The sequence below is a fragment of the Flavobacterium sp. KBS0721 genome (assembly GCF_002007065.3).
Taxonomy (GTDB): Bacteria; Bacteroidota; Bacteroidia; order Flavobacteriales; family Flavobacteriaceae; genus Flavobacterium; species Flavobacterium piscis.
In genome coordinates this window covers 3,074,703-3,093,207 of record NZ_CP042170.1, presented here as the reverse complement: position 1 = coordinate 3,093,207, position 18,505 = coordinate 3,074,703, and the positions used below count along the sequence as shown (strand labels likewise).

General features: G+C 38.7%; 17 protein-coding genes. 6 read left to right on the top strand and 11 right to left on the bottom strand.

Annotation, left to right across the window (positions count from 1 at the left end):
• The 4 genes from B0M43_RS13435 to B0M43_RS13420 all read right to left on the bottom strand — a co-directional run bounded on the left by B0M43_RS13435 (position 1) and on the right by B0M43_RS13420 (position 4,709).
• Positions 1–1,215, bottom strand: a complete 1,215-nt coding sequence (locus B0M43_RS13435) for a YaiO family outer membrane beta-barrel protein (protein ID WP_078008924.1) — start codon at positions 1,213–1,215, stop codon at positions 1–3.
• A complete protein-coding gene (locus tag B0M43_RS13430) occupies positions 1,215–1,580 on the bottom strand; it encodes a response regulator transcription factor (protein ID WP_078008925.1) in 366 nt (121 codons plus the stop codon). The genes B0M43_RS13435 and B0M43_RS13430 overlap by 1 nt, the downstream gene beginning before the upstream one ends.
• Before the next feature lie 76 nt (positions 1,581–1,656).
• On the bottom strand, positions 1,657–3,645 hold the full coding sequence (locus tag B0M43_RS13425) for a GAF domain-containing hybrid sensor histidine kinase/response regulator (protein ID WP_078008926.1): 1,989 nt from the start codon (positions 3,643–3,645) through the stop codon (positions 1,657–1,659).
• Between the two features lie 608 nt (positions 3,646–4,253).
• Positions 4,254–4,709 carry a response regulator gene (locus B0M43_RS13420; RefSeq protein ID WP_078008927.1) on the bottom strand — a complete coding sequence of 152 codons (456 nt, stop codon included), beginning with the start codon at positions 4,707–4,709 and terminating at the stop codon, positions 4,254–4,256.
• A gap of 586 nt (positions 4,710–5,295) precedes the next feature.
• On the opposite strand from B0M43_RS13420, the gene B0M43_RS13415 reads away from it, so the two are divergent.
• The 3 genes from B0M43_RS13415 (at position 5,296) to B0M43_RS13405 (ending at position 6,496) form a co-directional block, all read left to right on the top strand.
• On the top strand, positions 5,296–5,916 hold the full coding sequence (locus B0M43_RS13415) for an alpha-ketoglutarate-dependent dioxygenase AlkB (RefSeq protein ID WP_078008928.1): 621 nt from the start codon (positions 5,296–5,298) through the stop codon (positions 5,914–5,916).
• Positions 5,917–6,105: 189 nt separating this feature from the next.
• Entirely contained in the window at positions 6,106–6,285 is a 180-nt protein-coding gene (locus tag B0M43_RS13410; protein ID WP_078007641.1) for a DUF3606 domain-containing protein, read from the top strand.
• Positions 6,286–6,289: 4 nt separating this feature from the next.
• On the top strand, positions 6,290–6,496 hold the full coding sequence (locus tag B0M43_RS13405; RefSeq protein WP_078008929.1) for a hypothetical protein: 207 nt from the start codon (positions 6,290–6,292) through the stop codon (positions 6,494–6,496).
• A 349-nt stretch (positions 6,497–6,845) separates the two neighbouring features.
• On the opposite strand, the gene B0M43_RS13400 is transcribed toward B0M43_RS13405, so the two are convergent.
• Both B0M43_RS13400 and B0M43_RS13395 read right to left on the bottom strand, forming a co-directional pair.
• Positions 6,846–7,037 (bottom strand): cold-shock protein, encoded by a 192-nt coding sequence (locus tag B0M43_RS13400; RefSeq protein WP_056191739.1) that lies wholly within the window; start codon positions 7,035–7,037, stop codon positions 6,846–6,848.
• 117 nt (positions 7,038–7,154) lie between these two features.
• Positions 7,155–7,661, bottom strand: coding sequence for a response regulator (locus B0M43_RS13395; protein WP_078008930.1), 507 nt, complete (start codon positions 7,659–7,661; stop codon positions 7,155–7,157).
• Positions 7,662–7,883: 222 nt separating this feature from the next.
• Here B0M43_RS13395 and B0M43_RS13390 point away from each other — a divergent pair, with 222 nt between their 5' ends.
• Positions 7,884–9,392, top strand: a complete 1,509-nt coding sequence (locus B0M43_RS13390; protein ID WP_078008931.1) for an ATP-binding protein — start codon at positions 7,884–7,886, stop codon at positions 9,390–9,392.
• A gap of 510 nt (positions 9,393–9,902) precedes the next feature.
• Positions 9,903–11,411 carry an ATP-binding protein gene (locus tag B0M43_RS13385; RefSeq protein ID WP_078008932.1) on the top strand — a complete coding sequence of 503 codons (1,509 nt, stop codon included), beginning with the start codon at positions 9,903–9,905 and terminating at the stop codon, positions 11,409–11,411.
• Positions 11,412–11,558: 147 nt separating this feature from the next.
• Here B0M43_RS13385 and B0M43_RS13380 read toward each other — a convergent pair whose 3' ends face one another.
• From B0M43_RS13380 to xseA, 3 genes are all read right to left on the bottom strand, one after another.
• Complete coding sequence (locus B0M43_RS13380; RefSeq protein WP_065447686.1) at positions 11,559–11,807, bottom strand: hypothetical protein; 249 nt, start codon at positions 11,805–11,807, stop codon at positions 11,559–11,561.
• A 103-nt stretch (positions 11,808–11,910) separates the two neighbouring features.
• A complete protein-coding gene (gene xseB / locus B0M43_RS13375; RefSeq protein WP_317044560.1) occupies positions 11,911–12,120 on the bottom strand; it encodes an exodeoxyribonuclease VII small subunit in 210 nt (69 codons plus the stop codon).
• The gene (xseA, locus tag B0M43_RS13370; RefSeq protein WP_078008934.1) at positions 12,095–13,531 is read right to left on the bottom strand and encodes an exodeoxyribonuclease VII large subunit; all 1,437 of its coding nucleotides are present in this window, start codon (positions 13,529–13,531) and stop codon (positions 12,095–12,097) included. Before xseA ends, xseB begins: the two co-directional genes overlap by 26 nt.
• A gap of 544 nt (positions 13,532–14,075) precedes the next feature.
• Here xseA and B0M43_RS13365 point away from each other — a divergent pair.
• The gene (locus tag B0M43_RS13365) at positions 14,076–14,888 is read left to right on the top strand and encodes an SDR family oxidoreductase (protein ID WP_078008935.1); all 813 of its coding nucleotides are present in this window, start codon (positions 14,076–14,078) and stop codon (positions 14,886–14,888) included.
• A gap of 818 nt (positions 14,889–15,706) precedes the next feature.
• Here B0M43_RS13365 and B0M43_RS13360 read toward each other — a convergent pair.
• Both B0M43_RS13360 and B0M43_RS13355 read right to left on the bottom strand, forming a co-directional pair.
• Positions 15,707–16,105 carry a hypothetical protein gene (locus B0M43_RS13360; protein ID WP_123921860.1) on the bottom strand — a complete coding sequence of 133 codons (399 nt, stop codon included), beginning with the start codon at positions 16,103–16,105 and terminating at the stop codon, positions 15,707–15,709.
• A 500-nt stretch (positions 16,106–16,605) separates the two neighbouring features.
• Entirely contained in the window at positions 16,606–17,619 is a 1,014-nt protein-coding gene (locus B0M43_RS13355; RefSeq protein WP_078008937.1) for a chemotaxis protein CheB, read from the bottom strand.
• Positions 17,620–18,505 lie beyond the last annotated feature (886 nt).

The following is an 18,505-nucleotide window of genomic DNA, read 5'->3' as shown; positions in this document are numbered from 1 at the left end:
TTAGAAGCGTTTAGTAGCAATTACCTGAACATTAAATCTATTTCTGAATTCACCAGGCAAATATTCTTCGTACTCATAAAGAAATACGGGCCTGATAAAAAAGGACCCGCCAATACGATGCTGATATTGTATACCTGCTCTGTAGGAACTCAAAGGCTGAGTCAGGCTATTATAAAGATACAGATAGGGAACATTTCCATATTGCAGTTCCAGCCTTAAAATACTTTCTTTTTCATCATTTACTTTCTGCAGGCTTAAAACATGAGAAAATAATTCATTACCTGTATCATAATAAGGCCTGTAGGCAACAGTATAAGCAGCGATATTATAGGCCAGCTGACCGGTTAGCAAAGTTACATCCTCTGTTTCAAAATGCATAAATCGGACACCAAGAGCATAATCAAATCTTTTTTGCGGAACAAAATAATATTCGGCACCAGCCTTTAAAACAGGAAATACAGTCTCCCCTGTTGAACCCCCTGCATTTACATACAAATAGTTTTTTTTCGAAAAGGTTTGATAATAATCCGCTTCAAGCAACATTTGGGTATCGTCATTCACATGTCCTACATTGGCTCGGCCAACAAGTGCTGATTTTATAAACTTATGAGAGTATTCGAGATATCCGTAATGCAATGGAGATTGTCCGGGATCAGATGTTGAGATATTCAGATAAGAAGCAGCTATTGCATTTTTTGCTTTCCTTCCAATTAGTGTGCGCACTGCTTTAAAGCCCTGGGTACTGTTATCTGCAATAGAAACTTTTTCAATAATAGCCAATGCTTCTCTGTCTCGATTCAATTTTTCCAGACAATTTACTTTAATTCTCAAAACATCAAGCGAATCAGGTTCTATCGCCAAATATTTATCGCAATAATGAATACATTTCTCAAACTGTCCTGACCAGAAATACGCATTAATAATGGCCAATAAGGCATCCGGAGCAGGATTACTGCTGTCTGCCATGGGCGAGAGCATCCTTATCGAAATATTGTACTCTTTTTTCCAGCTGTAAATCCGTCCGGCATAAATTTTTATTTCTTCGTTCTCAGGGAATTTTGCGCTTAAAGGTTCAAGTAACGACAATGCAGTATCGTAATTGCCTTTTTCCACCTCACGTTTTGCGTTAGCCATAATGGCATCCATGTTAATGTCCTGTGCTAGTATAACAGGCGAAATAAATAACAGGAAAATTATATAATATAGAAATTTCATTAAGCGCGTGTTTTTAGTAATTTATGAATTCTCACTAAAAGCACTGAAGGGCTGACAGGTTTGGCAATAAATTCGTTTGCACCAATATCAAATGAATCCAGTTCAGTTTGTTCTATACCCGACGAAGTAAATATAATTACAGGAATATCAGATTTTAAACTTTCCCTCACATATTGTGTAATTTCCATTCCGCTTATCCCTGGCATGTTGATATCGGTCAGAATCAAGTCGTAGTTATTGGCCTCAATAGCATCCAGCGCCTCTTGTCCATCAGAAAACTGATCGACAGTAAATCCTTTTGACTCCAGAAAAAAGGATAATGATTTACGCAGAATATCATTATCTTCAGATAAAATAATTCTCATAGATTATTGATTTTGGGGCAAATTAAGTTTTATGACTTTTGGCTATAACGTAAAGCTAGGTTATATTTCCCTTTTATCATAACTCATTGAGAATTTTAACTACTTCGTTAAGTCCGCAATTCAGGATATTCATCTGAGAGGCAGCCTCACTTGTAAACTTTCCTAATATAGCTTCCTGCTCGATTATAGATAAACAATTACTAAGATCCGTTAACATAAACACGTCTAAACTGGATTTCATATTATGCGCCAGCTTTTTTGCTCTATCAGCGTTGTTTTCATTAAATGCTTCTTGCAGTTGAATAACTTCAGCAGGAATTTTTTCTATGAAAAGGGCAATCATCTCTTTTTTAAAGTCTGCATTGCCATATGCCATTTCATCCAAATAAGAAAAATCTATTCTTCTCTTTTTTAACGTGTTGCCATCTTTGTTCATTACCATTTTTATAGCTTTCAAAAGTGCAGCCTGCTTAAAGGGTTTGGGAACATAACCATCCATACCTACATCATAGCAGCGTTCCTGCTCTCCCACAAGAGAGTGCGCTGTCATGGCAATAATAGGGATCGATAATTTCATTTCGTTCCTTATATATGCTGCAGTCTGATAGCCGTCTTTAACTGGCATTTGAAGATCCATTAATACAAGATCATATTCTTTTTTAGATAAAAAATCTATACCTTCTTCACCATTTTCGGCAATGTCCAATTCAAAACCAAAATTTTGAATGACGCTTTTTACCAATTTCTGGTTTAGAATATTGTCTTCACAAACCAATATCTTAAGTTTTCCCAGATTACCTTCTAAATTTAATTCAGTTATTGTCTCTATATCTTTTGCCTTTCTGTAATTCAAAACAAAGAAAAATTCTGAGCCTCTTTTTTGTTTACTTTTTACCTGAATTTCAGCGCCATGTAATTCAACTAATTGCTTTACAATATTCAGACCAAGCCCTGTACCGCCAAATCTTCTTGTGGTACTTTCTTCGGCTTGTTTGAATCGTTCAAAAATAGTCGAAAGTTTATTTTTCGGTATACCAATACCGGTGTCTTTAACTGAAAATCGAAGCAAATAATGATCTTCTGTTTCATTAATCATTTTTACAGAAACAGTTACTTCTCCCTCTTCTGTAAATTTAAGGGCATTCCCCGTCAGGTTAACCAATATTTGATTCAGCCTGCCCTGATCACCAACTACAATTTCAGGCATATCGGCATCCAGGAAAAGATTGAAGTCAATTCCGTGATGTACCTTTACTTTTAGTAAATCATAAATATGCTTGAGTGCCTTTTTTAAATTGAATGGCTGTGCTTCTATAACTAAATTACCTGATTCGATCTTTGAAAGGTCCAAAATATCATTAATTATCAGGAGAAGATTTTCTCCGGCAATTTGTACACTATCAATATAATCTTTCTGAAGAGCATCCAGCCTCGTTTGCGCCAAAAGATCTGTAAAGCCAATTAATGCATTTAACGGGGTTCTTATTTCATGGCTCATATTGGCCAAAAAACTATCTTTTGCCAACACGGCACGCTCGGCGATTTTTTTCTGCGTGGCAAGCTGGAAATTTTTAGTTCCTAATTCCAGTTGATTTATTACATGCTTTGCAATTATTGAAAGTGCATTTCGTTGGTTTTCATTCAGCTCCTTAGTGACATGGTCTATGGCACAAATAGTTCCTATATTAAAGCCGTCGGGAGTTGTTAGCGGAACACCCGCGTAGAACCTCACCTTAAAGCCACCAGTAACATTGGGATCATCCTTAAATCGTGCGTTTACATGGGTATCGGGTATTTCCACCATTTTTGAGTCCATAATGGTATACCTGCAAAAAGTAATTTCCCTGGGCACCTGCGATACTCCTATTCCAATTTCTGATTTAAACCACTGCCGGGTTTCATCTATAAAAGAAATATGGGCGATGGGCACGCCGCAAATATAAGAGACGAGCTTCGTTGCGTCATCGAAAGCGTGTTCAGGTAAGGTATCAAGAATATTATAGCGTTTTAATGCTGCCAGACGCCCTAATTCGTCGTGTGGCATAGGTTCTTCGGTGTTATCCATAACATTAAAGTGTAAAATGTATAAATATAAATAAATTATCTCTGTTTTCTTAGTGAGATTGAAAATATGTCCATTTAACTAAACGATTTCTTTAGCAAATTTGAATTACCTTCCATTTCTGAGATTTTTTCTATTTGTCTAAATAGTGGCGCTTATATGAACTTCAACCCTATTTTATCCACTGGTCAATCGTACAAAAATGTTTAGGTACCAGTATGAATGCGGAATCAATTTGCGGAAATGGAGCGTTATTTTTTAGCATACCATTTTAATCGTATTTCTCGTCAGTAAACCGAATTTATATTCCAAAATGAAAGAGAGAAACAAAAACTGGAGGAAGAAAAATACTTTTAATTAAATGACAGCCACTAAAAAACAGATTCAACTACCCCGGCCCCGATTGCTTCACCAGTTCGCTTCGCTCGTGTGCAGTGGAAATCCTTTTGTGTCTGGTTCGGCACAAAAGATTGGAAGGTATAGTGGGAAAAGCTCCTGAAAAATAATATTAAAAAAAAAGAATTAATATAATATACAATTGACCATACCAATCATTCAAATTAGATTCCGGTAACAATTCTGAATATCCGATTAGTCCTCCTAAAACGAAACTAAACCAAAAGAAACTTTTTCTTTTCCCCCACAGTCCCAACAAGGCTCATCGAAAGCACTTCTTCAAGCAGGGATTTGAGCCTCTCAAAACAGCTGGGCTTTACCGCATAGAATGTAGCGCCAAGCTCTGATGCCCTGCGGATATTCTCCGGATCACTGCTGGTGGAAAGCATCACAATGTTCAAGTCTTTCAGCACCCCCTCACTGCTTCTAATCTCCTCCAGGCATTCCAGTCCCGATTTGCCGGGCATATTGATATCCAGGAAAATAAATTCGGGAAGCCCTGAACTTGACAGCGCAAGAAGGTCATCCATCAAATGCATGCCGTCGGGGACCTGTTTTAAAATAACATCAGGTTCAATTTCAAGAACCGCATCAGCAAAGAACTCCCTGTCATCGCTGTCGTCATCCGCCAGGTAAATAAATCTTTTAGAATTGTACTTTTCAAACGCCATTTTTACTAAAATTTACACCAAAGAAAACTACTCCGGATAAACGGTATTCCAAACTAATTGGCCAGCGCAATTGTTAAAACTGCATAATGATATTCAAGTTCGATTTTGGATTGCAAAGATAATTCTTAATTCAGAAAAAACACATTAAAAAAATAACTTTTTACATTTTTTGATGTATGCCGTTTCAGCAAAATTCCACTGTTTACATGCTGTTCAACTATACGAAAAATTTGAGCCTTTAAATTTGTTACAAATTAGAACATATAGCGCAATTATTTTTGTTACAAAATATAATAATTTTATCCTGTATTAAAGAAGAAGACTGTAGAAGGGCGGTTGTGCACATTGATATAAATACGTTTTTTCTTGTCCTGTGAAAGACTGCCAATTCGGAACTCGACCAGATACCTCTGATCATTGGAGGCGGTGAAAGGGGTGCTGTAACATCGTGCTTTTATGAAGCCGGGCGTTTCGGGTTTAGCCCGACATGCCCAAACATATAACCATAAAGCTCTGACCGCAGACTAAAAGGATGAAAGGTGACAATAAAGATAATAAAATGAGTATAAATTAAATTCCAGAAAAGATGATGCTATTTGATGACACTGAAATTTTTTCATCAGGCAATGGCGGTAAAAGAACTTTTGACGTCCCTGATGCGGACCTGATGCTGATCGATAATTTTTTCAGCAAGGAAGAATCCGATTATTACTATAATTTTTTATACCATAATTCCCAGTGGAGGCAATACGAAATGCCCATGTACGACAAGGTGGTCACAGCTCCCAGGATGATCACATGGTACGGCGAGTCAAGAAGACCCGAGCGTAAGGCAAATCCCCACTGGCCCTCAGAGCTGCTGCGGATCAGGGAGCGTGTGCAGCAGCATACCCATATCCGGTTCAATGCCGTGCTGCTTAACCTTTACAGGGACGGCAATGACGGGGTGGGATGGCACAGCGATAAAACCACCAGCACCAACAAGGACATGAACATTGCTTCGGTTACTTTTGGGGAAACAAGACTGTTCCGCCTGCGCCATAAATTCCTAAAGCACATCCCCCAGATTGAAATCCCCCTGCATCACGGTACTTTCCTTCTTATGGCAGGACATACCAATACCTATTGGGAGCATCAGGTGCCCAAAACAGCCCGGGAAGTGCTGCCGCGCATCAACCTTACCTTTCGGCAGGTAAAGGAAAAGTAATTATAACCCTGGGCGCTGTGGTATTGTAACCTCTTTTACATCCTTATTTTTTATTTGAAAAGGATTGAGCTCATGATAGCTACGTAAACCACTAGTAATCATAGCAATCCTGTAAAAATCGTGATTTATAGTATAACAGTATTATGATCTTTGAAAGTAACTTTGGGTAAACTATTAAATTTAAAAATCATGGATGATAAAACGAAAACCGGAAAAGCAGATGATTCGCAGATCAATATAAACGAATCTTATGAGGTGCAGTATTGGTCTGAAAAGTTCAATGTGCCACAGGAAACATTAAAAACAGCCGTGAGGGCCGCAGGTACCAGAGTTGATGATGTCAGGGATTATCTGGCAGAAAATAATTAATGTCATGCCTTGGTATCATAGGGATTATCCCCCATCCTATAAAAATCAGCCAGCAGAGGTAAGGGAAAAGGCTGTCGAGATCGCCAATGCCCTGCTTCAGGACGGTGCAGAAGAAGGAATTGCCATAGCTACCGGACTCAAGCAGGCCCGTGAGCTGCTGGAAAACCATAAGGAGAAAACCGATAAAACTGAAAATCATGGCAACGAATAAAAACACGCAACAGGACGAGCAGAACACTAATGAAAATGCCAACAGTGCCTACAGCGGTTCGGGAAGCATGCAGCCGGAGCAGGTACCGGAGAAGCCGACCGCCTGAATGACTACCAGAAGGATTACCTGGAGGATGCTTAGGACAAAAAAACAATCCTGAGGGAAAAAAGCATCGTCGAGGCCACTGAGTCTTCCAAACTCTCGGATATTTAACAGTTAGAGAGTACAATGATATCCCAGACCTTGAAAAGAATTTAGTATTTTCATTGTAAAAGCAAACTTACATTACATAAAACAAAAAAGGCACCTGCTGAGCAGATGCCTTTTATAAGTTAACCGTTATAGTATATTATGCTATCACTACGTTTACTGCGTTTGGACCTCTGCGGCCTTCTTCAATGTCATATCGTACTTCATCGTTTTCACGAATGTTTTCCGATAGACCTGAAACATGAACAAAAACTTCGTTTCCTCCATTACTTGGAGTTATGAATCCGAATCCTTTTTCTTCATTGAAAAATTTTACTGTACCTTCTTGCATTTTAATGTATTTAATTGCTCAAAGATAGCCCTTTAAAAGGAAAATGCACTAAAATTGAGATTTTTATTTTACAATACTATAATCGGGCATCTCAAAGGCACCCTGATTGAATTTTATTTAATCCTTATGGGATATATTCTTTTCAGAAACAAAAAAGATATTTTTTACCGGATCCAGCAGAGCTTTTGTCCAGTGCAGTACGAATACTTTTTTCAGAACCAGAATAAAGCCGCTAAAAGAACTTGGTTTCTGTACATAGAGGTTTGCCCCTTTGTTAAAAGTCTCTTCAATATCACGGGGATGGCTGGACGTGGAGAGCATAACGGCCGGGATATCCTTAAGTTCCTTATCACTCTTTATTTCTGCCAACGCCTCCTTGCCTCCTTTAACGGGCATATTGATATCAATGAAAACAATATCAGGATTTGGTTCATCCGGATCTCTCAGTGTGCTCAATAATTCCTCGCCGTTTTCTACAGTTGTTACCTCAGAAGGGACATTGGTCGCATCAAGGGCTTCCATAAATAATTCCTGGTCATCCTTATCATCCTCGGCCAGTATAATTTTCAGTGGCTCTTTTTCTTCCAGGCCAGAAGTTACGGCAGAATTTTTAGGGCTTGTCATAGTAGGCGGTGTTTACAATTGCCAAAAGTACTATATAAATGCATAATAAAAATTTCAAAAAAGCAGTAATATTAAAAGTATGTGTTTTTTTATTTACATACGCAGAATATAACGCTCAGAAGGTTAATTAGGTTGGAGTTCTACAACCAACGACATTAAATTGTATAACACAACTCTTTAGCCAGCACCCTACCTTAGCGTAAACCATAAAGACTAACAATTGTGCAGCATAACTTAAATTTTCTACAGGATATATCACTGCAAACGCCGGTGCCCACCGCAGTTTACACTACTGAGGATTTAGTTGTTTCCTTTGCTAATGCAGCCATGAGGAATTTATGGAATAAGGACGGGCAGGTGATCGGCGAAAAATTCGCTGATATTGCCCCTGAGCCCGGGCAGGATTCGATCAGCCAGGAAATCCTGCGGGTAATGAAAACAGGAATACCTTTTAAGGCCTATGACCAAAAAATTAATATTCTTATAAAGGGATTATCAACACCGCTTTTTTTTAATTATAGCTTTACTGCCCTTCGCAATGAAAAAGGAGTAGCTTACGGCGTGGTACATACCTGCACGGAAGCAACCAAACTGCATGAGGCAAATAGCCAGATAATAAATTCCGGCGAAATGCTGGGCATGGCCATCGAAGCCTGCGGTATGGGTACCTATGAAATCGACCTTGGAAGAAACAAGATCACAACCTCTGATAATTTTAAAAAACTCTGGGCCGCCGACTCTGAAATTACCATCGATGCCCTTATAGCAAAACTGCATCCGGACGATCACAGCCTTCTGGAAAAAGCGCACAAAGATGCCCTTGAAAACGGAGTGGTCTGCTACGAAGCCAGAATTTTGCAAAAAAACAGCTCCTGGAAATGGGTTAAGGTTTTTGGAAAAATCATAAAAGATGAAAAAGGTACCCCGTTAACAATCTTAGGGGTTGTTCAGGATATACAGGACCAAAAAGAATCTGAGGCGGCACTGAAAAGAAAGATCCAGGAAAGCACCATCGAACTTCGAAGATCAAACGATGACCTGCTGCATTTTGCCAATGTAGTGAGCCATGACCTTCAGGAGCCGGTCAGGAAAATCAAAATCTTCAATGACTTCCTAAAAAATGACACTGCAGGCCAGCTTCCGGACCGCTCTGTTATGCACTTAAACAAAATTGCCCATTCTGCCAATCGGATGCAGTGCATCATTGAAGGACTCCTTGCCTACTCTACTATAGACAAAAGCACACAGCCCGTTGAAAATATTTTTCTAAACGACCTGTTGGAGAACATCAAAACAGATCTGGAGCTTATCATAAAAGAAAAAGGGGCCATCCTGATTATAAACGATCTTCCCGAGCTCGAGGGTGCCCCTATCCTGATTCAGCAGCTGTTTTATAATCTTATCCAAAATGCTCTGAAATTCACAAAAGCAGACCAGCCTCCACGGGTTATAATTACTGCGGTTCTAAAGAATATCGATTCGGTTGATTCGGTTGAAATTTCCTTTAAGGATAATGGTATAGGACTTGATTCGCTTTATGCACAGAAAATATTTGGTGCTTTTGAAAGGCTTCATTCCAAGAATGAATACGAGGGAAATGGCATCGGCCTGGCACTCTGCCAAAAGATAGTTGACAGGCACAATGGAACTATAACAGCTAAAGGAAAAAAAGGAAACGGCGCCGAATTTATAGTTTCCCTTCCCCTTAAACAAGCTGCGCAGAGTATTTAGAAACAGCTATTGTGCCAAAAGCTAAAATTGAGTACACAGAGCATTGCAGGTAAAACGCTCACAGGATCCCGGCTGTTATCGATGTATCAGATTATATGTTTACCACAAAACAATAAGTATGATTTTAATTATTAAAATTACATTATTTTATTGTTTATTTACAACTAATACAATACTAAAGGCTCCATTTTGTTAAAATTTAAATATTGTTTAATTTTTCAGTAAAAAAGATAAACAAATTATTTTAGTTTTCATAAATTAGCATGAAGGGCATCCAGCCAAAAATAGCCTTTTAAAAATTTGAATCATTACTAAATAGGTGAACATGAAAAAAGCCAATTTATTTTTACCAGCGATTCCACATCCGATCAGAAAAGACCTAAGGGACCGGATAATAAAGAAAAAGCAAATATTTTTAGGCATCTCAATTCTATAACACTGGTCCGCAGTACTATAATTATATTTACTAAAAAACAATAGCTAGCAAAAGCAAACCAAAAACATATTGCCATGTACCAAAATATGAGGCTCTTAAAAGACATAGTGGACAACACCCCGCTGCCCATTGCAGTGTATTCGGGTGATGACCTTAAAATAGAACTGGCCAATACAGCCATGATAAAAGCCTGGGGCAAGGGGGATCAGGTGCTGGGCAAAAAATACCTTGAGGTGCTTCCCGAGGTCAAAAAACAAGATTTTTTTAAGCAGGCCACCGCAGTGCTTAAAACCGGCATCCCTTTTCATGCCAAGGATAAAAAGGTGGACCTTGTAATTGATGGCAAACTTACAACACACTATTTCAACTACAGCTTTGTTCCCCTTATTGATCAGAACGGCCATATCTACGGGGTGATGAACACCGGGGCTGACGTGACCGATATTCATGTGGCCAAACTACAGCTTCAGAGCGCCGAGGAAAAGCTAAGAATAGCAATTGAATCCTCGGGCTTAGGCACCTATGAAATTGACCTTGCCACCAAAGAGGTGAAGACCTGCGGGAACTTCAATGCCATTGTGGGTGTCGAGGGGAAAATATCAAATGAAAATCTCCTTGCAAAACTGCACCCCGGGGATTGGGACGTGCGCGAAAAAGCACATAAGAATGCCCAAATTACAGGCAGGATATGTTATGAGGCCAGAATTATAAATAAGGATCAAAGCGCGCGATGGATTAAAATTAACGGCAGGGTCATCAGGGACGAAAACGGCAATGATGCGTCCATTATCGGCATTATCCAGGATATCCACGAACAGCGGGAATTCGAGCAGGAACTAAAAAGACAGGTTGCCCAAAATACGCAGGAGCTCAAAAGGTCCAATGACGATTTGCTACATTTTGCCAATGTGGTGAGCCATGACCTGCGTGAACCGGTACGTAAAATTAAAATTTTCAACGCACTCTTGAGAAATGAAAAAGAGAGCGAGTCTAATGAGAACTTCAAAAAACACCTCACTAAAATAGACCAGTCGGCGGTAAGGATGGATAACATTATAGAGGGCATCCTGAGCTATTCCACTATAGACAAGACCCGTCAGCCCATAGAGCGTGTTGATCTCGGGGAAGTCATTGAGAATATAAAAACAGACCTGGAACTTATCATAAAAGAGAAAGGCGCCATACTGAATGCCTGCAAGCTACCTGAAATAGAAGGGGCTCCCATTCTCATCACCCAGCTTTTTTACAACCTGATACAAAACGCGCTTAAATTCTCCAAAACAGAGGAGCCTCCCCGTGTTGTCATTACCTGTGTTCCAACCAGCCTAAACGGCGCACAAGCCGTACAGATCACCATTAGGGATAATGGAATAGGACTAGATCCTGCATTTGCCGAGAGAATTTTTACGGCCTTTGAAAGGTTAAATTCCAAAGACCAGTATGAAGGAAACGGCCTTGGACTTGCACTTTGCAGAAAAATAGCCAACAGGCACAATGGCACCATAACGGCCCTGGGAGAGAAGAATAACGGGGCAGAATTTATAGTCACCCTGCCTTTGAGACAGGCAGCAGAAAATATTTAAATTTCAGAGAGGATCAGATGTTACCCTTATCCTCACTGCCGCCAAAATTCAATACTGCTATACTACCAATTTCGGAGGATATGCAGTGCTTGGTCATTGCTTTTTTTGTAATGCTTTTTACAGGCTAATTAAATTCAGTTCCCGCCCTTACTTAAAAACAGATATACTGTCCTCAAGCTGCTCCCTGGCTATAAAGGCAGCAATAAATTCCTGCACCTCGCCGGCCGTTCCGCTCTCAATATCAAAAGAATTGATATGAAACTCCTCATCCTGGTCCGAAATGTGTATGATCTGGGTGTAGCCCTTTGAGATCAGGCTTCCTTTTAATTTAATAATATTTGACTGCTGTTTGCCGTCAAGCTGCTTTCGAACCTTCAGTTTCAGCCCCTTTTCCATTGCGATTAATTTAAATAACATTGATACCGTCTGGTATCAAAAGTAAAATTATTTACCGGATTCCAACTGAAGATTCCATAAAATAAATTGATACCGTCATTGATTAGTTTTCGGGATGCTCCATCCTGCTGATGATTTTATTCACTTCCGCTTCTGTGCTTTTAAGCCTGGCCTGGCAGAACTCAATAAGCTCTGATGCCCTTTTGACTTTTGCAGCCAGCTGGTCCACTGATATTTCCTCGCTTTCTATTTGTTTTGAAATGGCTGTCAGCTCGGACTTTGCCGCCTCATAGGTCAGTTTCTCTTCCATCATATTGTATTTTTTCTTTAACAATGCTTTTTAGTTTTACGTCCTTCAGTATCACTTCTATCTCGTGACCAGCCTCTATATTATCGGCGCTGCTGATAATTTTTTCACCAGCCTTCACAATTGCATACCCTTTGCGTAGTATATTTTGCGGGGACATCATCCCGATACTTTTCTTTTGGTATTTCAAGGCAAGCTTCTCATGGCGAAGATAGTCAACTGCTGCATTCTGTATACTGTTTTTTATATTCCCTAAATCATTTTTTTGCTGCTGAAACAGCATTCTCGGACTTTGCGCCAGCTGATGTGCCGTAAGGATTAGTTTCTTTTGGTGCCCGTACAAAACTTCCCTTGAACAGCTTGTAATTCGATGATTGGTTCGCGTCAGCTCCTCACCGTGCAGCTGTATAAGTTCCATTGCGCTGCGGGAAATGGCGTTTTTGAGCTCGCTTAATTCTTTGTAATGGACATGAAAAAGCTGCTGTGATTTGATTACGATATTTTGCTGGAGCGCGAGTATCCCTAGTTCAAAACTTCGGTTATGGGCAATGATAAACTCAGCCGCCTTGGTGGGTGTTTTGGTATGGGTATGGGCCATCAGGTCCGCTATACTGACATTTTTCTGGTGCCCGATCCCGGTGATAACCGGAATGGGAAACTTGGCCACTGCCCTTGCGATATTATAATTGTCAAATATCAAAAAGTCAGACTGTGAGCCTCCGCCCCTGTTAATGACAACAGCATCGTACGGGATTCCGGTAGTATAGATTTCGATAAGTTTATTCAAGAATAGTTTGGCATTGTTATCTCCCTGCACAATGGTATAATAATCATCAATCCGGAAAAAGTACCCGAAATCATTATGCTGCATCGTGTGGCGGAAATCCTCATTTCCCGCTGAGCTGCTTGAAGATAGTACAGCTACCCTCTGAATCACAGCAGGAAGTTCCAGCCTGCTGTTATAGGTGGAGTACTCATCGCCTACTTTTTGGATATAATCATTTTCCCTCACCAGACGATCAAGGGTAGCATTTCGCTGCTGCTGCAGTATTCCCAGCATAAAATTGCTGTCGATATCAAGAACGCTCACAGACAAACCATATAAGGGATGATAATCCACGCTCACCTGAACCAGGACATGCAGGTTGTTGGTAAAGGCCTGTCCTGTATTTTTTTCAAACTCATCGATACGAACAGCTCCCCCGCCCCATGATTTGCCCATTATCTTGGCGGTGATTGTGTTACCATTCTGGGCTTTTTCCACCAGCTCAAAATAATGGATCCTCTTATCGGCCTTGTAGGAATGATTGGTGATATCGGCCAATACCCAAAAAAGTTGTGCTTCAAAACGCGCACTGATCGTGTCATGGATCATGTCATTAAGCGCTGAGAGTCTGATATATTGGTGGGGCTCCATTAGTGGGAATTTCTTACTACATGGCTAAGATACTACTATTAGGTCAAAATCTCAAAAAGGCTTAAAAGGAGAATCAGATTTGAAAAAAACTATACCAAATCCGCTTCTTGAAATACACAACAATTGGATTTAAATATGTAATTCTACAAATATCAAACGGGGCGTGGCAGCTCTAGCCCCGATTGCTACGCTCGTGTGCACTGGAAATCCTTTTGTGCCGGGGTTTCGGCGCACAAGATTGCAACGCATAGCGGGAAAAGCCCCTAAAAAACATTAAACCACTACAAATTATACACTTACAAACACATCCATCGTCCAGGAATACCCTCTGAGTCAAATTTTGTAAATCCTGATTAAAATTTTGTAAAACTAATCTCGGCCTACAGACTAAATTTATTATCAAGCAAAGCCAGATTCGAGCACGATATTACTTGCATTAATAAATTGAATAAATTATTTGCCGTCAGAAGGCATAAGAATAAATTGCATAGTAAAAAATGAATTGACGGCCGGGTAAACTATTAACTTTTTAATAAAAAACATCATGGAAAATAATAAAAATTATGCGCTGATTACCGGAGCTACCGAAGGAATCGGTTACGAGCTTGCCAAACTTTTTGCCAGCGATGGCTATAACCTTGTTATTGTGGCAAGACATGAAGACGAATTAAAAAACAGGGCTGCCGAATTCAGCCAGCAGGGCGTTGATGTCATTGCCATTGCAAAAGACCTCTTTAATAAAGAGAATGCCTTTGCCCTATGCGCAGAGGTCCAGTCAAGAAATATAACCGTTGACGTGCTTGTCAATAATGCAGGACAGGGGGTTTACGGGCTTTTTAAGGATACTGAAGTGGAGCGCGAACTGGAAATTATTGACCTGAACATTGCCTCCACTGTTATACTTACAAAACATTTTGCAAAGCAGATGATTGCCCGCAATTATGGCAAAATACTCAATCTTGCCTCAATAGCCAGCAAGACCCCGGGGCCATGGCAGTCGGTTTACCACGGGACCAAAGCTTTTGTCTACTCATTTTCCGAAGCCATCCGTCACGAATTAAAAGAAAATAATATTACTGTTACCGCACTATTGCCGGGCGCGACCGATACCGACTTTTTTAATAAGGCCGATATGCTGCAAAGCTCAATAGTACAGGACAAATCCTCACTGGCTGATCCGGCCGATGTGGCAAAGGACGGGTATGACGCGCTTATGTCCGGCGAGGATAAAATTATTTCAGGCTTTAAGAATAAGGCCATGATTGGCATGAGCAATATTTTGCCCGATACCGCAGTTGCCGCCATGATGGACAAACAGCAAAGGCCTGCTGATAAGCAGTCTGATTCTAAAACATAAAAATGTCCTCAAAAAATTGCTTTATAATCAACTGTAAGTACGCTTCTATCAATCCACCATAAAAGAAATGTAATGTATACTAACTATCCCACGACAGCCAAAAGGCGCCAATTAAATCCAATTGGCGCCTTTTTTAGCTGCATATACCATATTGCTAGCGCTCAAAAATTTAAAAAATAAACAACACGATGTATTTACTTATTGAACACTCTAACAACAACTTATTTGTTCTTTCTGATCAAAACCGGGCCAAATGCACCGCTTACAACAAGATCTCCGTTTCTAAGCGGACAAATAAATTGTCCGCAGGTATTTACTTGATAGTTTTTTGGCAGGCGAATTTCAGCAACCGGCTTACCGCTGTCACAGTCTTCGCCAATAATAATCTGCTCTCCATTTTCAAGCGTGTTCAGGTAAACTACATTATCCTTTCTGGAAACAGGGCTTAAAGTCCGGGTCAGCCATCTGTCAGTATAGAGCCATCGATTCTCTAAGATGTTGGTTTTACTATTCCACGAAAAACATTGGGCGCCTTTAGGACCTTTGCGGGTGTATCCATCGATAATAATGTAAGTGGCTTCTCAGGGGCCATAGCCCCGATTGCTTCGCCAGTTGGCTTCGCTCGTGTGCTGTGAAAATCCTTTTGCGCCTGGGTTTGGCACAAAAGATTGCAACGGAGAGCGGGAAAAGCTCCAAAAAAACAATATCAAAAAGCCTCATACTGCTTTTTTTTTTAAGACTGCCTGTAAATCAAAAAGCGACTATCAACCCAATCATCTGAATTTTTCTTTAAATAAAGTAACAATAACAAAAGACAATTACTTTTTGGTTTGTTTTTCTTTTGAAACTTTAGCATTAGCCTTAGGCCCTAGTTTTGCGGTATCTTTTTTAGTTTGTGAAGATATATCATATACCCAGCCATCTTTTGCATCCGGTCCTGGACCTGTTCCCTTATTAGCCGAATTGTTTTGTTTGGCAGCGGGTGTTTCTGGAGATGAAATACTTCCTGCGCCAGTAACACCTTCAGGTTCAGTTGCGCTTGCAGGGGTGGAATTTGTTCCGGTGCCTATTTTTGTTGTAGCTGCTGAAGAGGCATCAGTAGGCGTTTTTGTTGTATTAATTTCATCACTATATCCGTCTTTGTCATTTTTACAGGAAAGTAAAAACCCTGTTGCCAATACGAAGAAAATCATTTTTAATTTAAATAGCGTTTTCATAGTAGTAAGTTTTTCTGTTCTTAATACTTCAAATTTAAAATTAAGATTGGATTGGATCTTATATAATTTACTTTTCATTTTATAATCCTTTACTTTAAAACTTACAATTAAGGAGAGTCAAATTAATTGGAATTGGAATTATAAAATTTTATTGATACTGGTCGAACTCTAAAATAATTCAACAGAGTTGCAGCTATATTTAGCGCATTTATTTTAGGGCTACTTTAAAATTTAAAAAACTGGATTATAATTTACTCCCACTGCAGATACAAATTACACTCGCAAAACGTATAATATATTGATTCTACATATTTAAGTGTAAATATTATATTTTAACAACCTTTAAATAAAAAAAACAATCTCCCGTACTAAAAAACAATTTTAATCCATAACCAAAAGCAATAAACTTATACTATTTTACAGCAATAATTATATTATTACCAACAGGTTACACAAACAGATCAAAAAAAATTTTGCATTGGTCATTACAACTGGTAAAATTATGCGCTTTGATTATCATTGGTACTATCAGATAATTTTATCACCAGATTCTTTAAGCGCAGTATATGTTCACCAATATCATCAATTCGTTTATTGAGAGAAAAAATAGTTGAATCATCGTTGTTCCTATTTTTTCGTGATGCCAGTAATTGGAGCATATTTCGCTTTTCTTCCAACATTCTGATAGAAACCCAAATAGATTCTTCAATCTTTAAATCCTGAATATCCTGCAATAATTTTTCAGTATAGACATGTCCTGTATAACATCGGTATCTATCTGCGGGATCATTTTTTACTTTCCATAATCCACCGCCACAATCCGGACATACAAAATCACTTTGCACAGCAATTTTTTTAAGTTGATTTATATCGCTCATCATTTTTTCGGTTATATCAGCTTCCAGTTTCAATTCGTCAGGAATAGCAATCTGTGGAGGAAGAGGCTGGCGCAAAAGGTCTTGTATGATATTTGGAATTTGCTCCAGATCGGCTACATGGTCTACTTCTATTTTACGCAAAACATTAAATGGCATGTCCGGATATTCAGCCTCAGATGGACTTTGTACCATGCAGCGTCCGCCACAGCTTTTTATGGCGTACATTCCAGATGTTCCATCGGCGAGCATACCGGTAAGGATAACACCAATCACCTTGTTTCCAAAATGAACGGCAGCGGAACGAAAAAGGACATCAATGGAAGGACGATGTTTATTCTCTTCCGGACCCTGATTAAGACGCATCATTCCGTCGCTTATTAATAAATGATTTTCGGGAGGGGCCAGATAAATTTTGCCTGCTTTTATTTTCATTTTATCCACAGCAACAACACATTTTATCGGGGTACTTCTTTGAAATATCTCAACAATATTATCAGCGCTGGATTTTCTTGACACATGAAGTACGATCATTACAGCAGCATCGATTGCTTGCGGCAACCCTTCAATTACTTTTACAATTGCCCTGATGCCTCCTGCAGACGCACCTATGACAATTAGGTTTTTTACTTGATTCATAATTATTTCTTCATTATTTCTTCAATTCAAAAAATTTACATTTGATAACTTGCTATTGTTTAACAAAAACCTAATTAACTACAAATAAAGCACTTACACTTATATTATTCACTATAAATCTTACATATAAAGCACAACTGGCAATCCTATAAATTTCAAAAAATTGAAATTATTAATATCCACATACAACTTTATAGTTTTTGATAGGGAATGCTTTAGAAAGAGTTTATACAAATACTTTGTTTTTCAGTAAACTTCTTAAAAAATAATATCATGAATAAATCAAACGATAATGTAAAATTGCCAGTATTACATATTTCTCTTTGTATAGATACTACATCTATTATCTCATACATATTTTTTAATTAGGCATAATTCAATCAGATTGATTAGATATAAAATGAATTTTCTGGATAAATTTGAGAAAAAGTAAACGGTTATCTTTACAAATAATGATGTCAATTTTATATTATTAAAAGATTTCATAATGCATAAAGTTTATAAAGAGAGACCCTAAGCTACAAAACATGAGAATTATGCAACAAATTATTAAAATTATATAAATTCGTTATACTTGTCAATTTTAAATTTACAAATAACCAATACAAAGCATCATGAAAACACAGAACATACTTACATATTTCTTTTTTTTTCTAATCTTAATGTTAAATGCAAATTGCGCTCCACATTGTGATGATGAAGACTATAGACGCGATGCAAAAAAAGCTTATACTATTAATACAGATACACTGGATGTGTCATTAACAGACTAATTTTTTAACATACTCAATTTTTTTTTGAAAAAAAGCTTGTTGTTACAAACAAGCTTTTTTTGACACTAATCATTGCTTAATTATATAAAAAAATCTTACGAATGAAAACTACT